Source organism: Catelliglobosispora koreensis DSM 44566, from assembly GCF_000379685.1.
Taxonomy (GTDB): Bacteria; Actinomycetota; Actinomycetes; order Mycobacteriales; family Micromonosporaceae; genus Catelliglobosispora; species Catelliglobosispora koreensis.
In genome coordinates this window covers 234,440-258,463 of sequence record NZ_KB903290.1, presented here as the reverse complement: position 1 = coordinate 258,463, position 24,024 = coordinate 234,440, and the positions used below count along the sequence as shown (strand labels likewise).

The following is a 24,024-nucleotide window of genomic DNA, read 5'->3' as shown; positions in this document are numbered from 1 at the left end:
TGGGACGCGGCAGCTTTGCTGATCATTACCCGACGGCGGTGCCGACCAGCTGCCCGATGGCGAAGGTGACCGCCATTGCCGCAGCACCGCCGAAGACAAGGCGGGTGATAGCTCGCGCTGGCGGGGCTGAGCCGAGCCGGGCGCTGAGCCACCCGGTGACGGCCAAGGCGAGCAAGACGACGGCGAAGGTGACCGGGACCCGCCCGGCGGGTGGTGGCAGCGCGATCGCCGCCAATGGCAGCAGCGAGCCCAGGGTGAACGCAAGCGCTGAAGCACCAGCGGCATGCCACGGGTTCGTCAAGGCGTGCGGATCAATGCCTAGCTCCGCGTCAGCGTGTGCGGCGAACGCGTCCGAAGCGGAAAGTTCCACGGCCACCTGCCTGGCAGTGGCCTGGCTAAGGCCCTTGGCCTCATACAGTCCTGCAAGCTCATCGAGCTCGACGTCAGGGAACGCAGCCAGTTCAGCACGTTCTTTGCGAAGCAGCGCACGTTCAGTGTCCCGCTGGCTGCTGACCGACACGTACTCACCGAGAGCCATTGACACCGCACCAGCGACCAGCCCAGCAACGCCGGCAGTCAGAATGGCTCCAGCAGCCGACGTGGCACCAGCTACCCCAACAACAAGCCCCGCGGTCGACACGATGCCATCGTTGGCGCCAAGCACCCCGGCCCGCAGCCAGTTAAGCCTGCCGCCAAGGCCATCGCGGTGAGGTTCACCGTCGTGACCAGACACCGCACGCCCTCCCCCAGTACCGGTCGAAGTCATATCGCTGCACCATGCGGCAAACCTTACCGGCCCGGCGGTCTAGGGCGGTGCCGGCTTCACCGCGCGGGCCTTTCGGCCCACGAGAAAACAGGAAAAGGCCCCTACCTGTCAATCGACCAAAAGGAATGGACTGAGCACGCACGAGACGACGAGAGGAAGGGATCAACATGGACCGCTGGACGAGATTGCGCATACGAGGTGACACGCCATGAGCGCGAGCGGCACCGGTCCGCGCCGAACGATGACCATCAGTTCGGCAACGGGATCAGATCTGGCAAGTGCCGATGCCTTGCTGGTGCAACTGGCCGCAATGCGGACCGGCGACCCAGCCCGCGCATTGTTGCGAACCAAAGTGATCGAGCATTTCCTGCCAATGGCGCAGAGACTGGCCCGCAGATACAGCGGCCGCGGCGAACCGTCGGCTGATCTGGCCCAGGTTGCCGCGCTCGGCCTGATCAAGGCCGTTGACCGTTACGACCCCGCAAGGGGTGTGCCATTTCCCGCCTACGCGACCCCCACCATCACCGGTGAACTCAGACGCCACTTCCGTGACGCGGCCTGGATGATCCGGGTCCCCCGGCCAATTCAGGAACTCAACCTCAACCTCGCTGGCACCGTCGAATATCTCACCCACATCGTGGGGCGGACCGTGACGGCCGAGGACGTTGCCCGGCAGCTCGGGGTTTCCCGCGACCAAGTTACCGAGGCCATGCTTGCGGCCCACGCCTTCCGGCCGCTCAGCTACGACCAGACCACACACAGCGGCGACAGCCAGCGCATCGCCGACACCCTCGGCGAGGAAGACCACGGCATCGAAATGGCCGGATGGCGTGAAGCGCTCCGGGGAGGGCTACAGCACCTGCCGCAGCGGGAACGACGCATCATCGCCATGCGCTACTTCGCCGACATGTCCCAAGCTCACATAGCTGCCGCTATCGGGATCTCCCAAATGCACGTCTCACGATTGCTCAACAAAGCACTCGCCCACTTACGCGCCAGCATTACCAGCACCGCCCAGGTCCCTTAGACGCCAACACCTGAATCGCCAAAGGCATCGGGCTGCCAGGCGGTCACGGCGCATCAGCCGTGCACGCGCACTTGCCGTTCACCGGTCATCCGCTGGATGTCTCCGGCGGCGCCAACCTGACTGCTAGACATGAGCCGGGTGCACAACCGCAATCGGGCCCGCGCCATGGTGAATCAGAGTGCGTGAGATGGATCCAAGCAGCAGACCGGTGAAGCCACCTAACCCGCGGCTTCCCACGACGGTGAGGCTGGCTCTGGCTGACGCCTCGACGAGGCTCTGCTGCGGGTTGAGGCTGTGGATGACCAACTCCTCGCTTTGCAGACCTGGGTGTTCCTCAAGCAGGAATTCCAGCCCGTCCTTAATGAGCTCGCTGGCTTGGCGTTCTGCCAAGACTTTCGGATCTTCCCCCGCCTCGGCCCCAAATACCCACGGCTGCTCCCAGTAGACGCTGGCCACCACGAGGCGCCTGCCGCTGGACAACGCCTCATGTGCGGCGAAATCCAATGCCGCGCTAGCGGCATCCGAGCCGTCATAGGCCACGAGTACTGGACCGCCGGGATCCGCGGGCGGCCGCATGACGATGACAGGCCCATGTCCATGCGCTGCTACCTGGGACGACACTGAACCCAGCAGTAGCCCGGTGAAGCCGCCAAGTCCACGTGAACCAACCACCGTGGCCAGCGCACCTTCGGACTCGGCGATAAGCACTTTCGCAGGCAGGCCAGAGCGCAACGATGCCTCGATGTGCAGGGCTGGATGCGCCGTCCGGATTTCTGCGGCGAGCCCGGCTAGTGCGGCTTTGGCTGCTTCCCGCGCCTCGTTTTCCAGCGCCGCGTACTGCGGAGCGAACATCAAGGCACCGTATCCGTGGAAGAAGCTTTCCATCACATGGATGAGCGTGAGCGACCTTCGCCGGCGCACCGCAAGCGATGCGGCGTAATGCGCAGCCGCGGCGCTTTCCGCCGAGGTGTCCACTCCAGCAACAACCGGTCCGTTCATGCCTTTAGCATTCGGCAGCGGCAGTCACCGCGGCTAGAGCCTTTAGACCTGGTCAAACTTGCCCGCCGGCTCTGGGCTCAGTTTGTCCAGCTGTGCGGTGAGACCGCCTCTTGTGGATGCCATCAGTTAGCAGGACAACGGGAATAGCCGCAGCAGCCAGCGCCCAGCCCAGCACGGGGGGCCAGGTTCCGCCGAGTGCGCTGGCTGCAGGCGGCAGACCGAGAAACAGACCTAGCGCCAGGATCTCGGCTACCACTGCCACAATGAGTGTCCTGTTGCCGGCGAGGTGTTGCTCCCACACGGGAGTGATCTCGCTTCGGCAGGCAAAAGCATTTGCCATCTGTGCCAGCACAATCGCTGCGAAGGTCGTGCCCGATGCCATGGCGAGCAGCGGCAGCGTCGGCTGCGTTCCCCAGCGCCAGCCACCGGCAAGCAGCACAGCGGCAAAGGCTGCCAGTGCCACGAGCGCTTCCGCCGGCCCAAGGACCCCGAACACCCGGGTGAGCAGCCTCCGGTCGATGAGCTGGCCGGTGCGGGCAGGGCCAGCAAGTGTGCGTGGGTTTGCTGGCTCAACCCCCAGGGCGAGTGCGGGAAGCAGGTCAGTACCAATGTCTAATGCCAAAATCTGCAGTACCCCGATTGCTAGCGGAAACGCGCCTCCAGTCAGCGCCCAGGCCGCGAACGGTGCGAGTTCGGCGACGTTGTCGGTGAGGTGGTAGGTCAGAAACCGGCGGACGTTAGCAAATGTCGCCCGGCCCAGCTCGATGGCGTTCACGATTGTCCCGAAGTGGTCATCGAGAAGTACGACGTCGGCTGCCTCGCGTGCGACATCGCTGCCGGTCGCGCCCATGGCGATACCTATGTCAGCTTCGCGCAAGGCGGGTGCGTCGTTGACGCCGTCACCGGTCATAGCCACGATGTGCCCACGCTGCCTAAGTACCTTGGCGATTCTGAGTTTCTGCTCCGGGCTGACCCTGGCGACGATGATGCCGTCGTGATCCAGCAGCGCGGCGAGCTGTGCGTCATCGTCTGGGAGGCTGCCACCCTCAATCAGCGGACTGTCTGATGTGGACAGTCTGGTTTGGACCGCGATCGCCCGGGCCGTTCCAGGATGATCGCCTGTCACCATCCCCACTTTGATCAACGCCCGCCGGCACGCGGCTATGGCGTCTGACACATCCGGCCGGGGCGGGTCAAGGAGGCCAACGACACCCAGCAGATCCATGTCCTTCGGGTTTTGCGCATCAGTCTCCGTTGCCCCATGCAGGCTGGCGACCGCGATCACCCGCAGCCCACGACCGGCCATCGAAGCCGCGGCCACCGACGCCACGGCGACCCCTGAGCCTGGGACACAAAGTGCCAACAGCGGTTCCGGCGCGCCCTTGACGTAAAGGATGTCACCATCGAGGGTGCAGGCCCGCAGCGTACGCGGGTCAAATGGCAGGCGAAGGCGTTCGTGCGCTTGCTGCCCAGGTGAAGCACCTGACCCGCAACGCATTGCCAGCACATGTAGAGCCACTTCCATCGGGTCACCGTGTGGCTGCCAATTCCCGTTACGGAAAGTCAGCCCGCCGCTGGAAGCGCGGACAGCTGCATAGGCCAGGTCGCCAACTGACTCGCGCACAGCGGGTTCGCCGTAGACCCGTCCCTGCGGCTCATAGCCAACACCTGCTACTGAGGCCGTGCCAGCCGGTGTCCAAACCTCGACAACCGCCATCTCGTTACGCGTCAGCGTTCCGGTCTTGTCGGTACAAATGAACGTCACCGAACCAAGTGTTTCCACCGCCTCAAGGCGGCGCACAAGAGCCTTGCGGGCCGCCATCCGCCGAGCGCCGAGCGCCAAAGCGAGCGTGACCGTTGGCAATAAACCTTCCGGCACCAGCGCCACGGTGGCCCCAAGCGCTAGCAGGAATGCCTCAAGCGCGGTCAGCCCAAGAAGCAGGCCCGCGAAAAATAGCGACACGCCAACGCCAACAGCGATCAGCCCAATAGTCCGCACGACCCGCTTCAGCCGGATCGCCAGCGGTCCCGGTGGCCGCTTTACCTGCCTGGTAAGCCGGGCGATGCCAGCGATGCGGGTCCGGTCCCCCGTTGCGGTCACCTCGGCGACGGCAGTCCCCTCTGTCACGAACGTCCCGGCGTACATGTCATCGCCGGCACTCACTCGGCGCGGGACGCTCTCGCCGGTCAGGATCGACTCGTCAACGGCCAGCGAGTGAGCGATGTGGACAGTGAGGTCTGCACTGATCTTGTCACCGGCCTCAAGCACAACCAGATCCGCAGGCACAAGGCTAGATGCGCCAACGCGGTGCCGCTGGCCGTCCCGGATGACAAGAACCGTCTCCGGCAACAGATCCCGCAGGCGATCGACAGCTCGGTCGGCCCGGTACTCCTGAACAAAGGCGAACGAGGCGTTGAGCACAACGACAACAACGATGGCCAGCGCCAGCTGCGGCATTCCTGCGAGCGCCGCCAGGCCCGCGGCTACCCAAAGCAGCAGGGCGAAAAAATGAGTCATCTGACGAAGCAGCAGCACCACCCCTGATGGCCGACGCTGTGCTGGAAGACTGTTTGGCCCAACCTCCGTCAGACGCCTCGTGGCCTCTGCTGACGACAGCCCTGTCAGCGAAGTTATGCCGACGGTCACGGCCGCCTCATCCCGTGCGCCTCGTTACATACGGCGGGTGTGGCGCATACTGCGCCTTCCCATCCGGTCATGACCCCAGTCTTTCGAGCCAGGCCCACGCTTATGCAGGGGCGCAAGACAGGGCCGATGGAGGACCTTTGACCCGTTGACCACGCCGTCGGCGATTCACCCGGGCCGATAGAGGCGATGCTTGCGTTCCTACTGGGCGTTTTCGTAGGCGGCCGCGAGCCAGGTGCGCACCTCGGCATCGATCTGATGTGTGTCCCGCAATTCGATGTGGTGCATCCACACCTTCGGCGCGGCACGCACGACCTCTTTGAACCGGGGCGAGTGAACTTCGCATGGCAGGCCGAAGGACAGCACCGCGGGCACATCGGTCTTCAGGTATTGGTCCGGACGCCAGACAAACGCGAATCCCTTGCCCCTGTGAAATGAGATCTGGCTCTTGGTAACCCTGACTTCAGCGGCGCCGATCGAAGAGATGACATTTGCCACCGCCTCATACAGCGCCAGTCCGTTCGGCGACCCCGCGAAGAACTGTTCCGGCGTAGTCATGACGCCTATGCTGCCAGGCATTACCGACGCGGGCATCACGTGCGCGGCGCGGGGCGGGGACTTTCGGCCCTGGGCACAGCCCGGTGAAAGCAGGCAGCCTGGACCCAGAGACGGATCTGCCGTGCGAGGGACGAAATGACCGGGACCATACCCGCCGCGGCTGCGCGGCTGCGGATTGAACATGTCGACGCCGTCATATTCGACCTTGATGGAGTCGTCACCGATACCGCGAGCTTGCACGCCGCCGCCTGGAAACAAGCGTTCGACCAGCTGCTCGCGTCGCGAACCGGCAGCCGGGCTCGCCTGTTTGACCCGGTCGGCGAGTACCGGATGTTCGTCGATGGACGACCGAGATTCGATGGCGCGCAGAGCTTTCTGATCTCGCGTGGCATCGATTTGGCAGCAGGCAGCCATGGCGACGCCCCGGGTACCGGCACAGTCTGGGCTGTCGCCAATCTGAAGAACGACATCTTCCATGCTCTCCTAAGCAAGAGCGGTGTACGGGTGTTCCCCTCCGCGCTGGCTTTGCTGAAGCAACTGCGCCGCGCCGGAGTGCGTACCGCGATAGTGACGGCGAGCCGTAACGCCGGTGAGATCCTTGACCGGGCAGGCATCCGGTCATTGGCCGACTCCATTGTGGACGGCGTTGACGCCACTTCCCTTGGTCTTCCAGGCAAACCGGATCCAGCCACGTACCTTGAGGCGGCCCGCAGGCTCAATGTTTCTCCTGACCGCGCGGCGGTCATCGAGGATGCGATCTCTGGTGTCGAGGCCGCCAGCCGCGGCGGGTTCGCCCTTGTCATCGGCGTTGGCCGCGACGACGCCGATAGGTCACTTACTCGCGCCGGAGCAGACTTTGTTGTTGAAGACCTCAGCGAGCTTCCGCTGGACCTGACGAGGCTGCATGCGCTTCCTGGCATGGCCGGCCCTGAACCCGACTTTTGTGGCGGGGGCTTTCCCCGCTCAGATTGGATACTGGCATACGACGGCTACGACCCGTTACGCGAAGGCCTGCGTGAAGCCTTATGCACCACCGGCAACGGCTACCTGGCCACCCGCGGTGCCGCACCAGAATGCGCCGCCGACGGTGTGCACTACCCAGGCTCATACCTCGCTGGCGTGTACAACCGCCTGGCCACCACTGTCGCCGACGGGCATCGCCTAGAGCACGAACACCTGGTCAACGTTCCCAACTGGCTCCCCCTGCGACTGCGCATCAACGGCCAGGCCTGGTTTACCCCGGAGTCGTCTGACATCACGAGCTACCGCCAAGAACTCAATCTGCGCGCGGGTGTCCTGACCCGGGACATACGTTTCCAGGACCAGCAAGGCCGCCACACACGTCTGGTGCAACACCGGTTTACCCATATGGCGCAACCACATCTGGTCGCGATGGAATCAGTCATCACCGCGGAAGACTGGGCAGGAAGCGTCGAAGTTGAGTCAGCGATTGACGGCGGTGTCAGCAACAGCAATCTGCCCGACGACGCTCCACTTGCCAAGACACACTTGATAACGGAGTCAGCGTCCAATCCGGAACCCGGCACCGTCGTTCTTGTCAGCACCACGAACCAGTCACGCATTCGCATCGCTGTAGCCGCAAGAACTGACGCCCGCGATACCGCCGGACACAGCATCCCGCTTATCCAAACGCCTTCAACCGGCCGCAATGACTATGCAGGAACAAGGTTTACCATCGAACTCACACCACAGCGGCCTGTCACCGTCGAGAAGATCGCCGCTGTGGCAACCTCCCGGGATCCCGCGATCAGCGAACCCGCATCTGCCGTCATCACCGAACTCGCCAACGCCGGCACCTTCGATGAGCTTCGGCTCGATCACGAGCGCGCCTGGGCGCGGCTGTGGGAGCGTTTCGACATCACACTCGACGCCGCGGCCGAGGTCACTTTGGCATTGCGGCTGCACACCTTCCATCTACTGCAAACACTGTCTCCGCACACCGCCCAGATCGACGCCGGGGTACCAGCCCGTGGCCTGCACGGCGAGGGATACCACGGCCACGTGTTCTGGGACGCCATGTTCGCCTTCCCCGCTCTGAACCTGCGGCTACCTGGATTGACCCGTTCATTGCTGCTTTACCGGTGGCGCCGACTCGATGCCGCAAGGCGCGCGGCCAAGGCACATGGCAAGCGGGGGGCGATGTTCCCATGGCAAAGCGCGAGCGACGGCCGCGAAGTCACTCCACGTGAACTATTCGACACCACCACCGGGCGCTGGCTGCGCGACCACTCACACCTGCAGCGCCACATCGGCATCTCCATCGCCTACGACGTCTGGCAGTACTACCAAGCCACGGGTGACGTCAGCTTCATGGCCGACTACGGAGCCGAACTCATCATCGAAATCACCCGCTATTTGGCCAGCCTCACCGAATACGACCCAGCTGACGGCCGCTTCGGCATCGCCGGCGTCGTCGGCCCAGACGAATACCACGACACCGACCCCGCGTCGGGACTGCCAGGCTTACGCGACAACGCCTACACCAACGTCATGACATCGTGGGTACTGCAGCGTGCCCTTGACGTCATCGACCTGCTCGCCGGATACCCCTGCGGGCAACTGTGGGAACAGCTCGGCATAAGTCAAGCGGAGACCGCCAGGTGGGAAGCCATGAGCAGGCAAATGCGGGTTGTCTTCCACGACGGTGTCATCAGCCAGTTCGCCGGCTACGAAACCCTCGCCGAATTCGACTGGGAAAGCTACCGCGCGGCACACGGCGACTTCGTCGGCATCGACGCGGTACTACGCGCACGCGGTGAGGATCCCAACCGGTACAAGCTTTCCAAGCAAGCCGACGTGCTCATGCTGTTTTACCTGCTGTCAACCGAGGAGCTACAAGAGACCTTCACACGACTTGGCTACCGGCTGCAGGCCAAGACGATGCGTAAAACGGTCAGCTATTACCTAGCCCGGGTTGCACACGGCTCGAGCCTCAGCCGCATCGCCCATGCCTGGGTGCAGGCACGCGGCAACCGGGAGCAGTCATGGAGCCTCTTTACCGAAGCGCTGCAAGCAGATTTGGCCGATACGCGTGGCGGCACCACCCGCACCGGCATCCATCTCGGAGCCATGGCCGGAACCGTGGATATCGTCTTGCGTTGCTACACCGGGCTGGAAATGCGCCACGACAGGCTCTACGTCAACCCCCGGCTGCCCCGCAAAATTCGGACCCTGCACGCTGAATTGCTCTACCGAGGGCACTGGATCGTTATGGACATCACCCACCAAACCACCCGGCTTACCCTGCGCCCCTGCCAGGCCCCGCCCATCACCGTCTGTGTTTGCGGACAGCAGCAGCAGCTCAGTGCGGGCCAGAGCCTGTCTATTCCACGCCTACGATGACGTGATCACCGAGTCTGGGTCGCGGCGAGGCGCAACCCCAGAAATCTCCTCTTTTGGCGAGTACCCAATACGCACCGCGATCTGTGGGTATCCTCCACCCGCGAGCAAGCCCTGCAGCAGCCGCCGTGACCGCGGCACCTCAATGACATCGCTGACCGGTGCTGTCGCCAGCCCCGACGACACCGCAGTCAACAGGACAGCCGATAGTGCTTCTCCAGCCCGGATGCAGTCCACCCGCTCATCAGTGTCGGTGAAGACGATGCCGTAGCTCGCCCCCGCGTCATGTTCTAGCCCCGCGGACCGGCCGAAACCCAGCGGGCCGAAAACGCGCACTGGGACGCGGCGCATAGACGGGTCCACAGCGGTGCCGGGGGCGATGCCATCACCTGCCTGCGGCGGCCGGTGCGCCCACGCCGCGAGCTCAGCACGGTAGGCAGGATCAGCTTGGTGGGCCACCTCTGCCACTTGCGCAGCCTCGCGCAGCGCGCCGAGCTGTGAGGTGGTGACGAAATAGAGATGTGCGCCTTGCCTTTCGGCGGCCGCGGCCAAGCCGCTCAGCACCCGCGCCGGAACAGGCTCAGCCGTAAACGCCCGCCGGTCGGTGTGGCGCTGGCGCATAGCCCCGTACATGGCGATGTCTTGCGCTGCAGGCGCAGCGAGCGGCATGACGTTAATGTCCGCAGCAAGATGGCGGCGGCCCGGATCCGGCAGCCGCCGCACGACAGGTTGCCAGCCACTGGCAGCCAAGGCGACCACCGCATGGTGCAAGGCGCAGCCACAGCTGATCATTAGCTGCCTGCCATCGGCGTCAGTGACCTTCAAATGACGGTCGAGGTCGGCCCACAGTTCCAAGCCCTCAGCCGTAACGTTCCAACGCCACGGCTGCGTGTTGTAGATCGATGGTGCGGCCAGCGCGTCTCGCGCGGCCTGCATCAGTGCTTGTCGCACCATAGTCCCAGGATCGGCCACAGCTGGCCTCCTCGCAGCAGAACGTGCCTAACTGTTAGCGGACGATAGCGACAGGGCAACTGGCATGCTGTAGCAGTTGCTGACTAACAGCACCTAGCAGCGGCCCACCAGAGCCGCCTTCGCCGTGCGCTCCAGCCACTACTAGCTGCGCACTCTTCGACAATGCGATGAGCACTTCGCTTGGCGCCCCTTCGTCAGCCTGCGCCCACATCTCCACCGACGGATAGGTGGCCCGGTGAATCGCCACAACCTGTTCCAGCATCCGGTGGTCATCGTCGCCGATGTGCGATTGGCCGGCGGGGGCACACGCCCGCACAGCAAGAACCGCGCACTGGCGAGCGGCTCCCGCGGCAAGCGCGAATTCGAGCACTCGGGCACCGTTTTCGACACCGTCGATGCCGGCCACAATGGGAAGCTTCGAAGCGTCTGGAAGCTCATAGTGGCCGCGTATTACCACAACTGGGCATGACGCGTTGGCCGCGGCGGAGAAGGCAACTGAGCCAATGAGCTGGCCGGAAAGCCCTGCTTCTCCGTGTGCACCCACGACGAGCATTGCCGCACCTTGTGATAGCTCGCAGAGCCTGCCCACCACGGAGCCCTCCACAATGGAGACCTCTGGAGCGGGGCCGTCGTTGGCAGCCGCGGTATCTTCCATGTCCTTGCGTAGCAGTTCTTGCAGATCGCCGCTAAGCCAGTCCAGCGGCATAGGCAGCACTGAAGTGGGCCACTGCACGACGTGCACGGCATGCAGAGGCAGGTTGCGGCGCCGGGCCTCACTAGCTGCCCAGCGCAGCGCCCATCGTGACTCAAATGAACCGTCGAACCCGGCGACCACGGCCGGGCCGGCCAGTGTCTGTTGCATCGGACACCTCGCTAAACTCACGCCACCGCGGTCAGGTACGCCGCTGCCCTATCTGGCAGCTGAACCACCTCCGCCGGCGGCGGCTTGCCTGACGGTAGGCAGTGGGTTTGCATACTCGCTGGGTCTGCGGTTGCGGCTCAGCTCGCGTGGCTTGGGGTCTGGTCAAAGTCAGGGTCAGTACGCGCTTGGTTTCCATCGCCGCCTCCAATGTCGTTGCCATGTCTTGATGATCTGCCGTGCCGCGAACGCATCAGAAGGCTCAAAGGACCGCCGTTGCCGGGACTTAAGGCCCTTCGGCGTCCAGTCGTAGCGTCCTAATCTCCCGTTGTGGGGGTGAAACGCCATGAGCTATTCGGTCAAGGAACTTACGCTGCCGCTACAGCCGACAGCAGCGATTCATGCCACGGTGCCACTCGGGCAGCTGGCGCCGTGGCTCCAAAAGGCCTACGGGGAGATCATCACGGTTCTTGCCGCCCAACACGTTTCCGCAACCGGCCCGCCCTATGGAAGGTTCGCCTTCCGCGGCGATGCTGTGGACGTGGAGGCCGGATTCCCAGTACAGCACACGTTTATCAGAGACCGGCGGGTCGTCATGTCGGCGCTACCCGCCGGGATGGCGGCCGTAACCACACACTTTGGCCCGTACGAGCAGTTGAGTGATGCCTACAAAGATGTGCAAGCCTGGCTTGACGTGCACGGATTCCAGCAGGCAGGACCGCACTGGGAGGTTTACTACTCCGACCCGGCATCCGAGCCCGACCCAGCCACGTGGCGCACGGACGTCTTCGTCCCGTTCGTGCCATCCGCACTAGCGGCAACGGGTCCTTCGGCCCTAGGCCGGCAAAGGTCTGGCACCCCAGCCTGACGGTATGGATAACCAGCGGGCATTCGGCGGCAAAACCGTCGTCGTCACCGGGGCCGGATCAGGGATCGGCCTTGCGACAGCGTTGCGTCTTGCCGGGGCGGGCGCGACAGTCATCGCCTCTGACATCTCCGCCGACCGGCTTGAGGCACTGGCCAAGGAACACCCGGCGTCCGGGTTCATCACCGTTTCCGGCGACGTTTCCACCGAAGCACACGCCCACGCGGTGCTTCAGGCAGCAAACGGCCGTGTCGACGGCTTGGCCAACGTTGCCGGAATCATGGACGCGTTCCTGCCTCCGGCAGAGGTTGACGACGCGACCTGGGAACATGTGTTCGCGGTCAATACCACTGGGGTCATGCGAATGACCCGCGCGGTGCTCCCGCTGATGCTAGCGGCAGGAAAAGGATCAATTGTCAATGTGTCATCCGAAGCCAGCCTGCGCGCGTCGGCTTCCGGCGTGGCGTACACGGCGTCCAAACATGCTGTTAACGGCCTGACAAAGAGCACCGCGGTTTTCTACAAGGCCAACGGCATCCGGGCCAACGCCGTAGCACCCGGCCCGGTGGCGACCAACATCGAGGCACCGTTCAAGTCGCAGCACGCGGCCGCGGTTCTAGGACCGATGATGCAGGCGACGATTCCGCCTGTGGCGGCCGCAGATGAGGTCGCCGCAGTCATTGTGTGGCTGCTCAGTGACGAGTCCAGCAACGTCAATGGGGTCATTCTTCCTTGCGACGGTGGCTGGTCTGCCATCTAGCGAGCCCCTGCGATTTCCAAAGACCAAGGGACGCACCATGACGAGTGGTGCGACCATGAAATTCGTGAACGACCAATCGCCGCTCTGCTGTGCGGGCTGAGGTGAAACAGGCTTGGTGCCGCCGCCAGCGCCGCAAGAAACTGAAAATCACCGTGGAGGGGTCATGAAAGCACGAATTGGCGACCGGTTAATCATTGAAAGCCACCGTACTGAGGTTCCGCGGCGAATCGCGGTCATTGAAAAGGTAGAACACGACGATGGCAGCCCACCTTACTGGGTCAAGTGGTTGGACACCGGTCATCAAGCTCTGTTCTCGCCTGGCCCCGATTGCCATCTGGATAACCGTGGCAGCCAGGGGTGACCACGATGGATAGCGCACCCGACGGCAACCTGCGTATTGCGCTCGTTGTGCCGCCCTACTTCGACATTCCGCCGCGTGCCTATGGTGGCGTGGAAGCTGTCGTCGCCGACCTGGCCAACGCTCTCGTTGAGCACGGCCATCAAGTGACCATGATTGGCGCCGGCACCAATGGCACCAAGGCGGATTTCCTTGCGGTGTGGCCCGAGGCGGTCGCCGGCCGGCTGGGCGAGGCGTTCCCGGAGATCGCTCATACTTCTCTGGCACGCCAGGCGGTGGCTGAATTGCATGCCACTGATGGTTTGGACGTCGTGCATGACCACACTGGTGGCGGGCCGTTGAACGCCCCGTTCTTCGCCACGCTCGGGCTGGCAACGGTGGTGACCGTGCATGGGCCAGTGAACGGCGATCTCGGCCTGCTATACAAAAGCCTGCGAGATCACATCCAGCTGGTGGCTATCAGCCACCGGCAACGAGAACTAGCGCCGGGCTTGCCATGGATCGGCACTGTCCACAACGCACTGTCGATTCACGACTGGCCCTACCAGGAACGCAAAGAGGATTACGCATTGTTCCTCGGACGCTTTCACCAAGACAAAGGCGCGCATCTGGCATTGGACGCCGCCCATGCCGCTGGCATACCACTGGTGCTGGCGGGCAAATGTGCTGAGCCTGTTGAGAAGGAATACTTCGACAGGGAAATCCAGCCGCGGATGACATCGTCTGACCACTTCTACGGCATGGCAAACGCGGAGGAAAAGCGGATTCTCCTGGCCGCCGCCAAGTGCCTGCTCTTCCCCATCCAATGGGAAGAACCCTTCGGCATGGTTCTCATCGAGGCAATGGCCTGCGGCACACCGGTTATCGCCCTCCGCGGGGGCGCCGTATCCGAAATCGTCGGCCACGGCGAGACCGGCCTCATCTGCGACCATCCGCATGAACTGGCTGAAGCGATCCGGCAGGTCCACCAGATCAATCCGGCGGCGTGCCGCAGGCGTGTGACTCTGCGCTTCAACGCCGACCGTTTGGCAAGCGGCTACGAAAACGCCTACCGCGCGGCGATGGCACAGACGCTGGCTAAGAAACCGGGACTTTCGGCCCTAGCAATGCAGCAATAGCGAGTCGATCCTATAAGTGGCACCCGCCGACAAGGAGACAATAGGGCGGACCTGCAGAGGGAAGGCAGCCGAGCTGCAAGACCCACCATCATCAAGATGGGCGACTGCTTGTCCTAACTGGCGCCATCACCGGCCGACGGGTGTCACATCGTTTCCGTTTGGCGGCAACCTCTGTGGTTGCCGCCAGCGGTCCCCTATCAGCCTTCGTGCAGGATGCCGACCACATTTCCTTCGGGGTCGGAAAACAGCGCGAACGACATTCCCGGCCGAACCTGCGTTGGCGGCACGACAGTCTTTCCACCCAGCCGCTCCACATCACGCAGCTTCGCTTCGAGATCTGGCACTCCAAAGTAGACCGTGACGTACGGCGGCATTCCTTCGCGGCATTGCATAATTCCGCCACCGACACCCTGACCGTTTGATTCCACCAGGGTGTACTCCGGCCCGGCTGGCGTCATCGTCCAGTCAAAGGCCGCACGGTAGAATTCAGCCAACGCGGCCATATCACGGCCACCGATCTCCCAGTGCACAACAGGCCCAGGCATTGGTCCTACTCCTTTCCTTATGGCACATGCACGATGGCGACCGGGCTGGTGCCTTCGCGCACGAGATGCTGGCTTACCGAGCCAAGCAGAAGAGCCAAATAGCCGGCGTGGCCATGCGAGCCGACGACTGTCAGGCTGGCGTGTTGTGACTCGTCGGCCATCGCGTATTCGGGGCTGGCGCTATGAATGGGACGCAACACGGTTCTGAGCTGGGGGTGCACCGTTTCCCACGGCAGCAGCGACATACGCAGCAGTTCCTCGGCTTCGGTCGCCGGGCCGGCATAGACATTGATGGCGACAAGCGGAACGTCCAGTGCTAGTGCCTGGCGCACGGCGAAACCGACTGCGGCCTGCCCGGGACGGGTGCCGTCGACCCCGACCAGCACTGGGCCGTGTTCCTGCCCGCCAGGGTTCACGATCACCACCGCGTGATGGCCGTGCGCGGCTACCGTGGCCGGGATCGAATGTGGGCTCGCGCCGTGTCCCTGTCGTGCCGCTGCCGGGCCCAGCACGGTGATAGCCGCCTTCCTCGACTCCACGGACAGTACCCGCGCGGCATCGCCTTCTCGTATCTGTGCCATCACGGTCAGGCCAGGGAATGTGAAAGCCAGACGCCTGGTTTCTTGCGCGATGAGAGCGAGCGCCTGTGCTTGTGCTTGAGGTTCGGCAATGGTGTAGGTCCCGGCTAAGACACGCGGGCCGTAGCCGAGAAACGGTTCCTCATAGACGTGCAGCAACTGCAACGGCGCACCATTGGCGTGGGCAAGCCGCGCGGCGAACGCCGCAGCGGCACGAGATCCATCCGAATCACAGACGCCTGCGAGAACATGCTTGCCCATACCTCCACGGTGACGGCCCGGATCTGCCTGGCACAGGTGGTAAGGGCCCATGAACTAGGACTTAAGTCCCGAGACCGCAGCCGAGATTCCCTGGCCAGACAATCCCGCACAGGTGGACATTGAAGGTATTCACCGCGGACTGGAGGCTGTGATGATATTCGTTGACCGCACCGATGCCGGGCGCAGATTGGCTGGACGGCTTGCTGGGCATAGTGGCCGGGATGTGATCGTGCTGGGATTGCCACGCGGTGGAGTTCCAGTCGCGGCTGAGGTGGCCAAAAGGCTTCACGCGCCCTTGGATGTGATCGTCGTCCGCAAGCTGGGGGCCCCAGGCAACCGGGAGCTGGCTATGGGCGCGGTGGGAGAACGAGGCGTCGTGATCCTAAACCGGTCAGTGCTGCCCATGGCGGGCGCCTCCAATGACCAGCTCAGGGCCATCCAAAAGCAGGAAGAGGACAACGTACGCCGCCGTGCTTCGCTGTTCCGGCAGAACAGGCCGGCTATCTCCGTCGCCGGGCGGACGGTTGTCATCGTCGATGACGGCATGGCTACTGGCGCCACCGCCAAGGCGGCCTGCCAAGTCGCGCGGGCAATGGGTGCGGCGCACGTGGTGCTTGCCGTCCCCGTTGCCGCCCCGCAGGCGGTGACGGCCCTGAGGCCAGTCGCCGATGAGGTCGTTTGCCTTGAGATGCCGCAGTGGCTGCGGGCTGTCGGCCAGTGGTATCAAGACTTCAGCGAGGTGAGCGACGACGAAGTGATGGCAATACTGGCCGAAGCTGGGCATCAGAACCGGCCCGGCAAGACACTCGCAGAGGTACACATCAACACCACTGACGCAGAGCTCATCGGTGACCTAACACTTCCACCAGACGCCCGTGGGCTGGTCATTTTCGTACACGGCAGTGGCAGCAGCCGGCACAGCCCACGCAATGCCTACGTCGCACATCTCCTCAACGAGGCCAGGCTCGGCACACTCTTGTTCGACCTGCTCACCGGGCAGGAGGGCGGGGACCGGGCCAACGTGTTCGACATCGAGCTCCTGGCCGGCCGGCTGGTGGCGACGACCCGCTGGGTACGCCGGCAACCATGGTCAGCCGGGCTGCCTATTGGCTGGTTCGGGGCCAGCACAGGCAGCGCCGCGGCACTCTGGGCGGCTGGCAAGCCACACGCGGATGTGACCGCCATTGTCTCGCGGGGCGGCCGCCCGGATCTGGCCGCATCGCGGCTATCCCAGGTACAGGCACCGACGCTGCTGATCGTGGGCGGCAATGATCCTCAGGTGCTGCGGCTCAACGAACAAGCGGCAGCGCTCATGACATGCCCGCACGAGGTAATGGTGGTCCCGGGTGCGTCGCACCTGTTCGAGGAACCGGGCACCCTGGAAACTGCCGCGACGCTAGCCCGGGACTGGTTCGCGCAGCATTTGCTGCGCCCGGCGACTGCCCCGGCGGGGTGAGCCTGATGGACGCGATAAAAACCACCGGACTAACCAAGAAGTATGGCCGCAAAAACGCGCTCATCGGCGTGGATCTCACGATCGAGCCCGCAACGGTGTTCGGCTACCTGGGTGCGAACGGGGCGGGAAAGACCACCACTACCCGGATTCTCGCCGGCCTCATCCGGCCAACAAACGGAACCGCGGTTGTCTTTGGATTGGACGCCGTCCGTGACCGGGAGGAAATGCAGCGGCGTATCGGTTATCTGCCAGGCGAGTTCGTTGCCTACCGGGACCTCACTGGCCGCAATTATCTGACGTTCCTCGCCAATCTCCGGGGCAACGTCGATTGGTCCATTGTGGATGATCTGACAGGGCGTCTGGGGCTCGACTTGACGACCCGGATAGGCGATCTGTCGCACGGAAACCGACAGAAGCTTGGTGTCGTTCAAGCTTTTATGCATCAGCCAGACCTACTTCTCCTCGACGAGCCCACAGCTGGCCTGGATCCCTTGATACAGCGGGAATTCCTAAGCCTCGTGCGGGAGGCCGCCAACCGTGGCCAGACAGTATTCCTTTCCTCACACGTACTGTCCGAGGTTCAGGCGGTCGCTGACACCATCGGCATCCTCCACGAAGGCCATCTGGAAGTCGTCGAATCGGTGGAGGTGCTGAAAACGCAAGCTGTCCGGCATGTCGACATCACTTTCCTGTCCGCACCGCCGACGGACACGCTGCGCTCTGTCGCGGGCGTCAAAAGCCTGGAGCACAACGCGAAAACCGTCCGCCTGACGGTCGAGGGGCCGATGGCGGAGCTGTTCCAGATCGCCGCACCCTTTGGTATCGAACAGGTCGTGTCCCACGAGCCAGACCTTGAAGAAATCTTCTTGAGCTACTACCGCGGAGGAGGCGACCAGAATGTTCCGCAACCTGTACCTCAAAGCATTGCGTGACCAACGAAAAGCGCTCCTCGGCTGGACTGCCGGGATCATCATCTTTATCGTGATCGAAGCGGCTATCTGGCCGTCCATTCGCGACATGTCGGCGTGGAAGGATCTGCTGGCCGCCTACCCGGAACCGATGCGAAAGCTGTTCAATCTTGAGCAGTTCACGACCGGCACAGGCTTTATGAACGCCGAACTGTTCAGTGCCCTGCTGCCACTGTTCTTCATCATTTTCGGTATCGGCCGGGGTGCGCGGGCCATCGCTGGAGAGGAGGAATCCGGAACACTTGACGTGCTCCTCGTGACGCCCTTATCGCCGGGTCGGATGCTGCTACAGCAAGCGGCAGCGCTCGTCACCGGTGTCGCCGTGCTCGGTGCTGGGGTGTACGTCACGCTGGCGGTAAGTTCGGTCCTCTTCGGCCTGGGTATCGGTGCGGCCACGCTCGCGGCCGCTACGACAGCCATGATGCTGCTGGGGATCGAGTTTGGCTTCCTGGCCTTGGCCATCGGCGCGATCACTGGAAGGCGCAGTCTTGCGATCGGTGCCGCTACGACCCTGGCTGTCGCAGCTTATGTTCTTTACGCGGCCGGGCAGATCGTGGACTCCGTGCAGCCTTGGCAGCCTTTATCACCGTTCCACCAAGCACTGCGTGAAGGCCCCCTTGGCGGCGGGCTCAGCCTGAGCTTCCTTTGGATGGTGGCCGCGGCCGCAGCCTTTGTGCTGGCTGCTATCCCACTGTTTAGCCGGCGGGATATCGCAGCACACTAATGCTGTGCCAGGAACGCCGCGGCGCTCGCGATGGTAGCCAGCCGAGGATAGTCCTCCTCATCGATACGTATCCCGCTTCGGCTGCTCAATAGCTCCACTACCTGCAGGAAGTCGAGCGAGTCCAAGTGCAGAGTCTCCTGCAGATGCGCATCGTCGCTGATCGATTCCATGTCGATGTCAGGCGCCACTTCATGCACGCATCGCCGGACCAAAACGATGGCCTCGCTGGTATTCATTTCTCCTCCGGAAGCTGTAGCTGGCGTGCGATCGCTTGCAGAAAAAGGGCTCCGGTGACTCCATCGGTCGCGCGATGGTCTGCGGCCAGGCTGGCCGTCACCACCGGCCGGACGCCAAGCATTCCGCCGGACGCCCACGGCCGCTCGGCAATCCGCCCAAATCCCACGAGGGCGACCTGCGGTGGGTATATGACCCCAAGCAATGAATCGGCGCCCTGGTCGCCGAGATTGGACACGGTGATGGTGGGGTCGCTCATCTCGGAGGCCCGCAGCCGCCCGGCACGGGTTCGCGAGACGAGGTCACGCAGGGCGGCCATCAGTTCAGGTGCGCTCAGCGTGCCCGCATCGCGTATCGCCGGTGCGACAAGCCCACCACCACGCAACGAAATCGCCACCCCCAGATGAACCCCGCCTGCTGGTACGAAGCTGCCGTCTATCCAGAAACCGTTCAGTTGCGGGACTTCGGCGCATGCTGAGGCGACAGCGCGCAGTAACAGTGCAGCGGGCAGAATCCGCTGCGCTACCGGCAGTGCCCGGTTTTGCTCGTGCAGCCAGGCCAATGCCGTGCTCATGTCTATCTGCTCGGTCAGATAATAGTGCGGGATCTCCTTCTTGGACTTCGCCATGAGCTGTGCGATGGCGTTGCGCATCGCTTGCGGGTCAATGCCTTTAGCGTCATGTTCCGGGCGGCCCAGCGCATCTGCGGCCGCGAGCACCTCGTCACCCGTGATCACTCTGCCGGGGGTGGTACTTCCTATCGTGCGCAGGTCAACGCCGCGTTCGGCCGCTAGACGTCGTGCCCGCGGCGAAATCCTCACCGGCTCGGCCTGCCTGATCACATCGGCCCGCGTGATCCGGCCGCCAACACCAGTACCCGGTGTTGTCCCCGTATCTACGTGGAGCTGATCGGCAAGATGGCGGACAAGCGGTGACGTCACCACGCCCGGTGCCGCCACGGTTGGCGCGGCGTGCGGTTGTTCACCTGTGGTCGTCGAGATAACGGCCAGTGGCCCGCCGACCGGCACTCGCGTGCCTGGCTCGACGAGCAGCTCCGTTACGACACCGCTAGTGAAACATTCGACCTCAACGGCCGCCTTCGCGGTGTCGACAACCGCGACGATATCTCCTTTATGGACAGTGTCCCCCGGGTGAACCAGCCATTCCAGCAGCACACCGGATTCCATATCCGCGCCGAGGGAAGGCATCCGGAACTCGGTGTTCATCTGCCCACCAGCTCCCTGGCAGTGCGCACGATCCGTTCCGGCCGCGGCAACGCGGCCTCCTCAAGATGTTTCGCGTACGGTATCGGCACTTCTTCCGTGCATACTCGCATGACTGGTGCGTCGAGGTCGAAAAAGGCTTGCTCGGTGATCCGGGCACTTACTTCTGCCGAAAGGCTGCCAGAGCGCCAGCCTTCGTCCACGACGACGGCGCGGTGTGTTTTGCGGACCGACTGCATGATGGTCGCGTCATTTAGCGGCCGCAGCACCCGCAGGTCCACGACTTCCGCTGATATCCCAAGCGTGGCAAGCTCATCGGCCGCGGATATCACGGCTGGCATCGTGCCGCCGTAGGTGATGACCGTGACATCGGTGCCGGTCCGCCCGATCGCCGCCGAGGAAATGTCACAGGTAGGAATCGACTCGGGCAGCTCACCTTCGGTGTTGTAAAGGCTGCCGTGTTCAAAGATCAGCACCGGGTCGGGGTCGGCAAGTGCGGGCGCGAGCATTCCTCTGGCGTCAGCGACAGTGGCCGGTGCGAGGATACGCAGCCCCGGAATATGGCTGTACCAACCCTCCAGGCTATGCGAATGCTGGGCCGCGAGCTGCCTGCCCGCACCGGTCGTCATCCGGATCACCAGCGGTACGCCTATTTGGCCATTGGACATGTGCCGCAACGTGGCGGCGTTGTTCATGATTTGATCCAGCGCGAGCAAACTGAAGTTGACGGTCATGATTTCCACGATGGGCCGCATGCCGCCGATAGCGGCGCCGATTCCCGCTCCGGTGAACGCAGACTCCGACAGAGGCGTGTCGCGTATACGATCCGGCCCGAACTCCTCAAGCAGCCCCAGGCTCACGCCAAATGCACCTCCGTACCTCCCGACGTCTTCCCCCATAAGAAAGACACGGCTATCAGCGCGCATCGCTTCACGTATGGCTTCGCGGACTGCTTCCCGGTAGGTCGTCCTCATCTGCGCACCTCGCTGTAGACGTGGCGGGTCAGCGAATCGACATTCTCCGGCGATGCCGTACGGGCGAATGCCACAGCCGCGTCAATGACCTCCGTTATCTCCGTATCCAGTTTTGATATGTCCTCGGTTGGCAGACGGAGTGTGGCGGCGAGCTTGTCGATCGGGTCACGCCGTTTCCATTCGGCGATCTCGGCTTTGTCGCGATAGCGATCGGGGTCATACATGGAATGTGCACGGAACCGGTAGGTCTGTAGTTCCAGGAACTGTGGCCCTGCTTCAGAACGGATCCGTTTAAGAGCTTTGCGAGTCACCTCACGCACGGCGAGGACGTCCATGCCGTCCACAACCTCGGCTGGCATGCCATAGCCCGCGGCTCGTACGGCGAGTTCGGTTACCGCATGCGTGCGCTCGATCCTCGTCCCCATGGCGTAGAGGTTGTTTTCGCAACAGAACAGAACAGGAAGACGCCACAGCGCCGCGAGATTCATGCTCTCGTGGAATTCGCCTTCGGCGACGGCGCCGTCGCCGAAGAAGCATGCGGTCACGACAGGCCGTCCCTGCATCCGGTCCGCCAGCGCGAGCCCCACCGCAAGGGGCAGTCCGCCAGCAACAATGGCATTGCCACCATAGAAACGTGTGGACGCGTCGAACAAGTGCATGGAACCGCCCCGGCCGCCGCTGCATCCCGTTGCCTTGCCAAACATTTCAGCCATGATCGCGTCAGGGCTGACACCGCGGGCAAGGGCATGGCCGTGCTCGCGATAGGTCGAAACGATCGCGTCTTCCGGCCCGAACTCAGCCATGACGCCCACGGCGACTGCCTCTTCCCCTACGTACAGGTGCAGGAAACCGCGTATTTCCTGGCTGCTGTAGAGCTCTGCGCACCGTTCCTCGAACCGCCGGATCAGCAGCATCCGCCTAAGAAGTTCAAACGACTCATTCATGTGCACTCTCCAACGTGGACAAGTCACCTTCTGGCAGGCCGAGGTCGCGGGCTTTAAGCAGGCGCCGCATCACCTTGCCGCTGCGCGTGTGGGGAAGGTTCTGGTCGAAGACGATCTCGCGTGGCGCGACCGCGCCCAGCCGCCGGCGGCCGAACGCGAGCAGATCCAGGCGCAGCTCGTCCGATGGCACGTTGCCGGTGCGCAAGGTGACGAAAGCTTTGACGATCTCTCCTGCCACCGGATCCGGCTTACCGATGACACCCGCCTCGGCGACAGCTGGGTGCTCCATGAGCGCACTTTCCACCTCAAACGGCCCGATCAAATGCCCGGCCGACTTGATGACGTCATCGGCCCTCCCAACGAACCAGAAATATCCGTCTTCATCGCAGCGCGCCAGATCGCCAGTCAGGTACCAGCCGCCGGCGAAACATTTCTCGTATCGCTGCTCCTCGTGCAGGTAACCGCGGAACATAGAGGGGAACCCCGGCCGTAGCGCAAGCTCACCATCCACATTGGATGGCACTGGACGGACCTGCCCATCGATGATGAGCGCACGTCCGTCTTCACCGCGTTCAAGAATGGTGGCGTCGATTCCCGGCAGCGGGCGGCCCATCGACCCGGGCCGCACCTCCAGGCCGGCGAAGTTCGAAATCATGATGGCCCCGGTTTCGGTCTGCCACCAATTGTCGTGCACAGCCAGGCCGAGCGTTCGCTGCCCCCAGGCAACCGCTTCGGGGTTAAGCGGTTCGCCCACTGAGGCGATGAACCGCAAGCGGCTAAGGTCGTGCTCCTTGGCGAGTTCCGGCGGGTGCCGCATCAGCATCCGCAGCGCCGTAGGTGCGGTATACCAGACCGTGACGCGCTGCTCAGCTAACTGCTGATACCAGCGACGGGCGTCAAACTCACCGGCATCGGCGATGATGGTGACACCAAGCGTTAGCGGGGCGATGATGCCGTAGGACATTCCGGTTACCCAGCCGGGATCCGCTGTACACCAGAAGATGTCATCGGGGTGCAAGTCCAGCGCCAAGCGGGCGGTCATGTTATGCGCCACGACCGCCTCATGGACGTGGACGGCGCCTTTGGGCATGCCGGTCGTGCCGCTGGTGAAATGAAGGAGTGCCATTTGCTGCGGATCAGTTGGAGCGACAGTGAAGTGGTCCGCAACGGCTGCCATCAGATCGTCGAGGCTGGATGTGCCTGGCGGAGTTTTTCCTTGCCCTGTAACAAGCACATGACGCAGGCTCGCAAGCAAGTGCCGGATGGGCGCAATCTTCGCCTCATATAGTCGTGGCGTAGTCACCAGAACCACCCCATCGCCTGCCGTGATCCGCTGCCTGACCGGTTCGGGCCCGAACGCGGCGAACAGTGGCGAGAAAACACCTTGGTATCGCAACGTTCCCAGCGCCGCCACGTAAAGATCTGGCTCTCGGCCGAGAAGTGAGAAGACTCGCTCGCCGGGCTGAACCCCCAGAGACGCAAGAAGATTGGCGAATCGGCTCGTCAGTTGGTAAAGCATGGCGTAAGTCAGTTCCGTAACTGCGCCGCCAGCGCCAAGGAAACGGATCGCGACTTTGTCACGTCTCGGGCCGGAGGCGTGCCGGTCAACCGCCTCGTAACCGATGTTGAGCCCTTGACCGCCCGGTAGCCCGGAAAGATATTCACGTGCCTGCTCCCACGTGAACTTTCGCCGCGCCCCTTCGTAGTCAGTCAGGTTCGCCGACGCCCACTGGGTCTCAGTCTTGCCTATCGGATCCCACGACATTCGAGCAACCTCCGCCCGCAAACTGGGGTGATGGCGCCCGGCCGGGCAGCGATTGGAAGCGGCACCC

The 24,024-nt window shown here is 63.4% G+C and carries 22 protein-coding genes and 1 pseudogene; 10 read left to right on the top strand and 13 right to left on the bottom strand.

What is annotated here, in order from left to right; all coding sequences use genetic code 11:
- Positions 1 to 25 precede the first annotated feature (25 nt).
- On the bottom strand, positions 26 to 766 hold the full coding sequence (locus A3E1_RS0131325) for a VIT1/CCC1 transporter family protein (protein ID WP_040392268.1): 741 nt from the start codon (positions 764 to 766) through the stop codon (positions 26 to 28).
- Positions 767 to 974: 208 nt separating this feature from the next.
- On the opposite strand from A3E1_RS0131325, the gene A3E1_RS43045 reads away from it, so the two are divergent.
- Complete coding sequence (locus A3E1_RS43045) at positions 975 to 1,793, top strand: SigB/SigF/SigG family RNA polymerase sigma factor (RefSeq protein WP_020524767.1); 819 nt, start codon at positions 975 to 977, stop codon at positions 1,791 to 1,793.
- 123 nt (positions 1,794 to 1,916) lie between these two features.
- Here A3E1_RS43045 and A3E1_RS0131315 read toward each other — a convergent pair whose 3' ends face one another.
- From A3E1_RS0131315 to A3E1_RS0131305, 3 genes are all read right to left on the bottom strand, one after another.
- Positions 1,917 to 2,792, bottom strand: coding sequence for a universal stress protein (locus A3E1_RS0131315; protein ID WP_020524766.1), 876 nt, complete (start codon positions 2,790 to 2,792; stop codon positions 1,917 to 1,919).
- Positions 2,793 to 2,844: 52 nt separating this feature from the next.
- Positions 2,845 to 5,439, bottom strand: coding sequence for a cation-translocating P-type ATPase (locus A3E1_RS43040; RefSeq protein ID WP_051105199.1), 2,595 nt, complete (start codon positions 5,437 to 5,439; stop codon positions 2,845 to 2,847).
- Positions 5,440 to 5,637: 198 nt separating this feature from the next.
- Positions 5,638 to 5,994 (bottom strand): DUF5655 domain-containing protein, encoded by a 357-nt coding sequence (locus A3E1_RS0131305; RefSeq protein WP_020524764.1) that lies wholly within the window; start codon positions 5,992 to 5,994, stop codon positions 5,638 to 5,640.
- A 135-nt stretch (positions 5,995 to 6,129) separates the two neighbouring features.
- On the opposite strand from A3E1_RS0131305, the gene A3E1_RS0131300 reads away from it, so the two are divergent.
- A complete protein-coding gene (locus A3E1_RS0131300; protein ID WP_020524763.1) occupies positions 6,130 to 9,357 on the top strand; it encodes a beta-phosphoglucomutase family hydrolase in 3,228 nt (1,075 codons plus the stop codon).
- Here A3E1_RS0131300 and A3E1_RS0131295 read toward each other — a convergent pair.
- Both A3E1_RS0131295 and A3E1_RS43035 read right to left on the bottom strand, forming a co-directional pair.
- Positions 9,349 to 10,308, bottom strand: a complete 960-nt coding sequence (locus A3E1_RS0131295) for an Acg family FMN-binding oxidoreductase (protein ID WP_020524762.1) — start codon at positions 10,306 to 10,308, stop codon at positions 9,349 to 9,351. The genes A3E1_RS0131300 and A3E1_RS0131295 overlap by 9 nt on opposite strands.
- A 52-nt stretch (positions 10,309 to 10,360) precedes the next feature.
- On the bottom strand, positions 10,361 to 11,188 hold the full coding sequence (locus A3E1_RS43035) for a universal stress protein (protein WP_020524761.1): 828 nt from the start codon (positions 11,186 to 11,188) through the stop codon (positions 10,361 to 10,363).
- Between the two features lie 343 nt (positions 11,189 to 11,531).
- Here A3E1_RS43035 and A3E1_RS43030 point away from each other — a divergent pair, with 343 nt between their 5' ends.
- From A3E1_RS43030 to A3E1_RS0131270, 4 genes are all read left to right on the top strand, one after another.
- On the top strand, positions 11,532 to 12,053 hold the full coding sequence (locus A3E1_RS43030; RefSeq protein ID WP_020524760.1) for a GyrI-like domain-containing protein: 522 nt from the start codon (positions 11,532 to 11,534) through the stop codon (positions 12,051 to 12,053).
- A gap of 4 nt (positions 12,054 to 12,057) precedes the next feature.
- Complete coding sequence (locus tag A3E1_RS0131280) at positions 12,058 to 12,810, top strand: SDR family NAD(P)-dependent oxidoreductase (RefSeq protein ID WP_020524759.1); 753 nt, start codon at positions 12,058 to 12,060, stop codon at positions 12,808 to 12,810.
- A 163-nt stretch (positions 12,811 to 12,973) separates the two neighbouring features.
- A complete protein-coding gene (locus A3E1_RS0131275) occupies positions 12,974 to 13,171 on the top strand; it encodes a DUF1918 domain-containing protein (protein WP_026209012.1) in 198 nt (65 codons plus the stop codon).
- Positions 13,172 to 13,176: 5 nt separating this feature from the next.
- On the top strand, positions 13,177 to 14,286 hold the full coding sequence (locus A3E1_RS0131270) for a glycosyltransferase family 4 protein (protein ID WP_020524758.1): 1,110 nt from the start codon (positions 13,177 to 13,179) through the stop codon (positions 14,284 to 14,286).
- Positions 14,287 to 14,483: 197 nt separating this feature from the next.
- Here the strand turns inward: A3E1_RS0131270 and A3E1_RS0131265 are convergent, their stop codons facing one another.
- Together A3E1_RS0131265 and A3E1_RS0131260 are read right to left on the bottom strand one after the other, a co-directional pair.
- Complete coding sequence (locus A3E1_RS0131265; RefSeq protein ID WP_026209011.1) at positions 14,484 to 14,831, bottom strand: VOC family protein; 348 nt, start codon at positions 14,829 to 14,831, stop codon at positions 14,484 to 14,486.
- Between the two features lie 17 nt (positions 14,832 to 14,848).
- Positions 14,849 to 15,670 (bottom strand): universal stress protein, encoded by an 822-nt coding sequence (locus A3E1_RS0131260; RefSeq protein ID WP_020524756.1) that lies wholly within the window; start codon positions 15,668 to 15,670, stop codon positions 14,849 to 14,851.
- 148 nt (positions 15,671 to 15,818) lie between these two features.
- On the opposite strand from A3E1_RS0131260, the pseudogene A3E1_RS48945 reads away from it, so the two are divergent.
- The 4 genes and pseudogenes from A3E1_RS48945 to A3E1_RS0131245 form a co-directional block, all read left to right on the top strand.
- Positions 15,819 to 16,451, top strand: a pseudogene (locus A3E1_RS48945) (phosphoribosyltransferase); the annotation flags it as partial.
- Entirely contained in the window at positions 16,428 to 17,126 is a 699-nt protein-coding gene (locus A3E1_RS49255; protein WP_407637399.1) for a dienelactone hydrolase family protein, read from the top strand. The pseudogene A3E1_RS48945 and the gene A3E1_RS49255, both read left to right, overlap by 24 nt.
- Before the next feature lie 5 nt (positions 17,127 to 17,131).
- Positions 17,132 to 18,058 (top strand): ABC transporter ATP-binding protein, encoded by a 927-nt coding sequence (locus A3E1_RS0131250; protein WP_040392405.1) that lies wholly within the window; start codon positions 17,132 to 17,134, stop codon positions 18,056 to 18,058.
- Positions 18,024 to 18,818: an ABC transporter permease gene (locus A3E1_RS0131245; protein ID WP_020524753.1), complete on the top strand. Its 795-nt coding sequence runs from the start codon at positions 18,024 to 18,026 to the stop codon at positions 18,816 to 18,818. The genes A3E1_RS0131250 and A3E1_RS0131245 overlap by 35 nt, the downstream gene beginning before the upstream one ends.
- Here A3E1_RS0131245 and A3E1_RS0131240 read toward each other — a convergent pair.
- The 5 genes from A3E1_RS0131240 to acsA are packed head-to-tail and all read right to left on the bottom strand — an operon-like array spanning position 18,815 to position 23,957.
- Positions 18,815 to 19,054 carry an acyl carrier protein gene (locus tag A3E1_RS0131240; protein ID WP_020524752.1) on the bottom strand — a complete coding sequence of 80 codons (240 nt, stop codon included), beginning with the start codon at positions 19,052 to 19,054 and terminating at the stop codon, positions 18,815 to 18,817. The genes A3E1_RS0131245 and A3E1_RS0131240 overlap by 4 nt on opposite strands.
- Positions 19,051 to 20,277 carry a dihydrolipoamide acetyltransferase family protein gene (locus tag A3E1_RS0131235; RefSeq protein ID WP_020524751.1) on the bottom strand — a complete coding sequence of 409 codons (1,227 nt, stop codon included), beginning with the start codon at positions 20,275 to 20,277 and terminating at the stop codon, positions 19,051 to 19,053. The genes A3E1_RS0131240 and A3E1_RS0131235 overlap by 4 nt, the downstream gene beginning before the upstream one ends.
- A complete protein-coding gene (locus tag A3E1_RS0131230; RefSeq protein WP_026209010.1) occupies positions 20,274 to 21,248 on the bottom strand; it encodes an alpha-ketoacid dehydrogenase subunit beta in 975 nt (324 codons plus the stop codon). Before A3E1_RS0131230 ends, A3E1_RS0131235 begins: the two co-directional genes overlap by 4 nt.
- Complete coding sequence (gene pdhA / locus A3E1_RS0131225) at positions 21,245 to 22,192, bottom strand: pyruvate dehydrogenase (acetyl-transferring) E1 component subunit alpha (RefSeq protein ID WP_026209009.1); 948 nt, start codon at positions 22,190 to 22,192, stop codon at positions 21,245 to 21,247. Before pdhA ends, A3E1_RS0131230 begins: the two co-directional genes overlap by 4 nt.
- Positions 22,185 to 23,957 (bottom strand): acetate--CoA ligase, encoded by a 1,773-nt coding sequence (acsA, locus tag A3E1_RS0131220; protein ID WP_020524748.1) that lies wholly within the window; start codon positions 23,955 to 23,957, stop codon positions 22,185 to 22,187. The genes pdhA and acsA overlap by 8 nt, the downstream gene beginning before the upstream one ends.
- Between the last annotated feature and the right edge of the window lie 67 nt (positions 23,958 to 24,024).

Bases quoted from the DNA above. Each gene is read 5' to 3' on its own strand.
- A3E1_RS0131300 (WP_020524763.1), top strand. From the start codon at position 6,130: ATGACCGGGACCATACCCGCCGCGGCTGCGCGGCTGCGGATTGAACAT.
- A3E1_RS0131240 (WP_020524752.1), bottom strand. From the start codon at position 19,054: ATGAATACCAGCGAGGCCATCGTTTTGGTCCGGCGATGCGTGCATGAA.
- pdhA (WP_026209009.1), bottom strand. From the start codon at position 22,192: ATGAATGAGTCGTTTGAACTTCTTAGGCGGATGCTGCTGATCCGGCGG.
- A3E1_RS0131280 (WP_020524759.1), top strand. From the start codon at position 12,058: ATGGATAACCAGCGGGCATTCGGCGGCAAAACCGTCGTCGTCACCGGG.
- A3E1_RS43030 (WP_020524760.1), top strand. From the start codon at position 11,532: ATGAGCTATTCGGTCAAGGAACTTACGCTGCCGCTACAGCCGACAGCA.
- A3E1_RS0131235 (WP_020524751.1), bottom strand. From the start codon at position 20,277: ATGAACACCGAGTTCCGGATGCCTTCCCTCGGCGCGGATATGGAATCC.
- A3E1_RS0131245 (WP_020524753.1), top strand. From the start codon at position 18,024: ATGTTCCGCAACCTGTACCTCAAAGCATTGCGTGACCAACGAAAAGCG.
- A3E1_RS43035 (WP_020524761.1), bottom strand. From the start codon at position 11,188: ATGCAACAGACACTGGCCGGCCCGGCCGTGGTCGCCGGGTTCGACGGT.
- A3E1_RS0131230 (WP_026209010.1), bottom strand. From the start codon at position 21,248: ATGAGGACGACCTACCGGGAAGCAGTCCGCGAAGCCATACGTGAAGCG.
- A3E1_RS0131250 (WP_040392405.1), top strand. From the start codon at position 17,132: ATGGACGCGATAAAAACCACCGGACTAACCAAGAAGTATGGCCGCAAA.
- A3E1_RS0131295 (WP_020524762.1), bottom strand. From the start codon at position 10,308: ATGGTGCGACAAGCACTGATGCAGGCCGCGCGAGACGCGCTGGCCGCA.
- A3E1_RS0131265 (WP_026209011.1), bottom strand. From the start codon at position 14,831: ATGCCTGGGCCTGTTGTGCACTGGGAGATCGGTGGCCGTGATATGGCC.
- A3E1_RS0131260 (WP_020524756.1), bottom strand. From the start codon at position 15,670: ATGGGCAAGCATGTTCTCGCAGGCGTCTGTGATTCGGATGGATCTCGT.
- A3E1_RS49255 (WP_407637399.1), top strand. From the start codon at position 16,428: ATGGCAATACTGGCCGAAGCTGGGCATCAGAACCGGCCCGGCAAGACA.
- A3E1_RS0131305 (WP_020524764.1), bottom strand. From the start codon at position 5,994: ATGACTACGCCGGAACAGTTCTTCGCGGGGTCGCCGAACGGACTGGCG.
- A3E1_RS0131315 (WP_020524766.1), bottom strand. From the start codon at position 2,792: ATGAACGGACCGGTTGTTGCTGGAGTGGACACCTCGGCGGAAAGCGCC.
- A3E1_RS0131275 (WP_026209012.1), top strand. From the start codon at position 12,974: ATGAAAGCACGAATTGGCGACCGGTTAATCATTGAAAGCCACCGTACT.
- A3E1_RS0131270 (WP_020524758.1), top strand. From the start codon at position 13,177: ATGGATAGCGCACCCGACGGCAACCTGCGTATTGCGCTCGTTGTGCCG.
- A3E1_RS43045 (WP_020524767.1), top strand. From the start codon at position 975: ATGAGCGCGAGCGGCACCGGTCCGCGCCGAACGATGACCATCAGTTCG.
- A3E1_RS0131325 (WP_040392268.1), bottom strand. From the start codon at position 766: ATGACTTCGACCGGTACTGGGGGAGGGCGTGCGGTGTCTGGTCACGAC.
- acsA (WP_020524748.1), bottom strand. From the start codon at position 23,957: ATGTCGTGGGATCCGATAGGCAAGACTGAGACCCAGTGGGCGTCGGCG.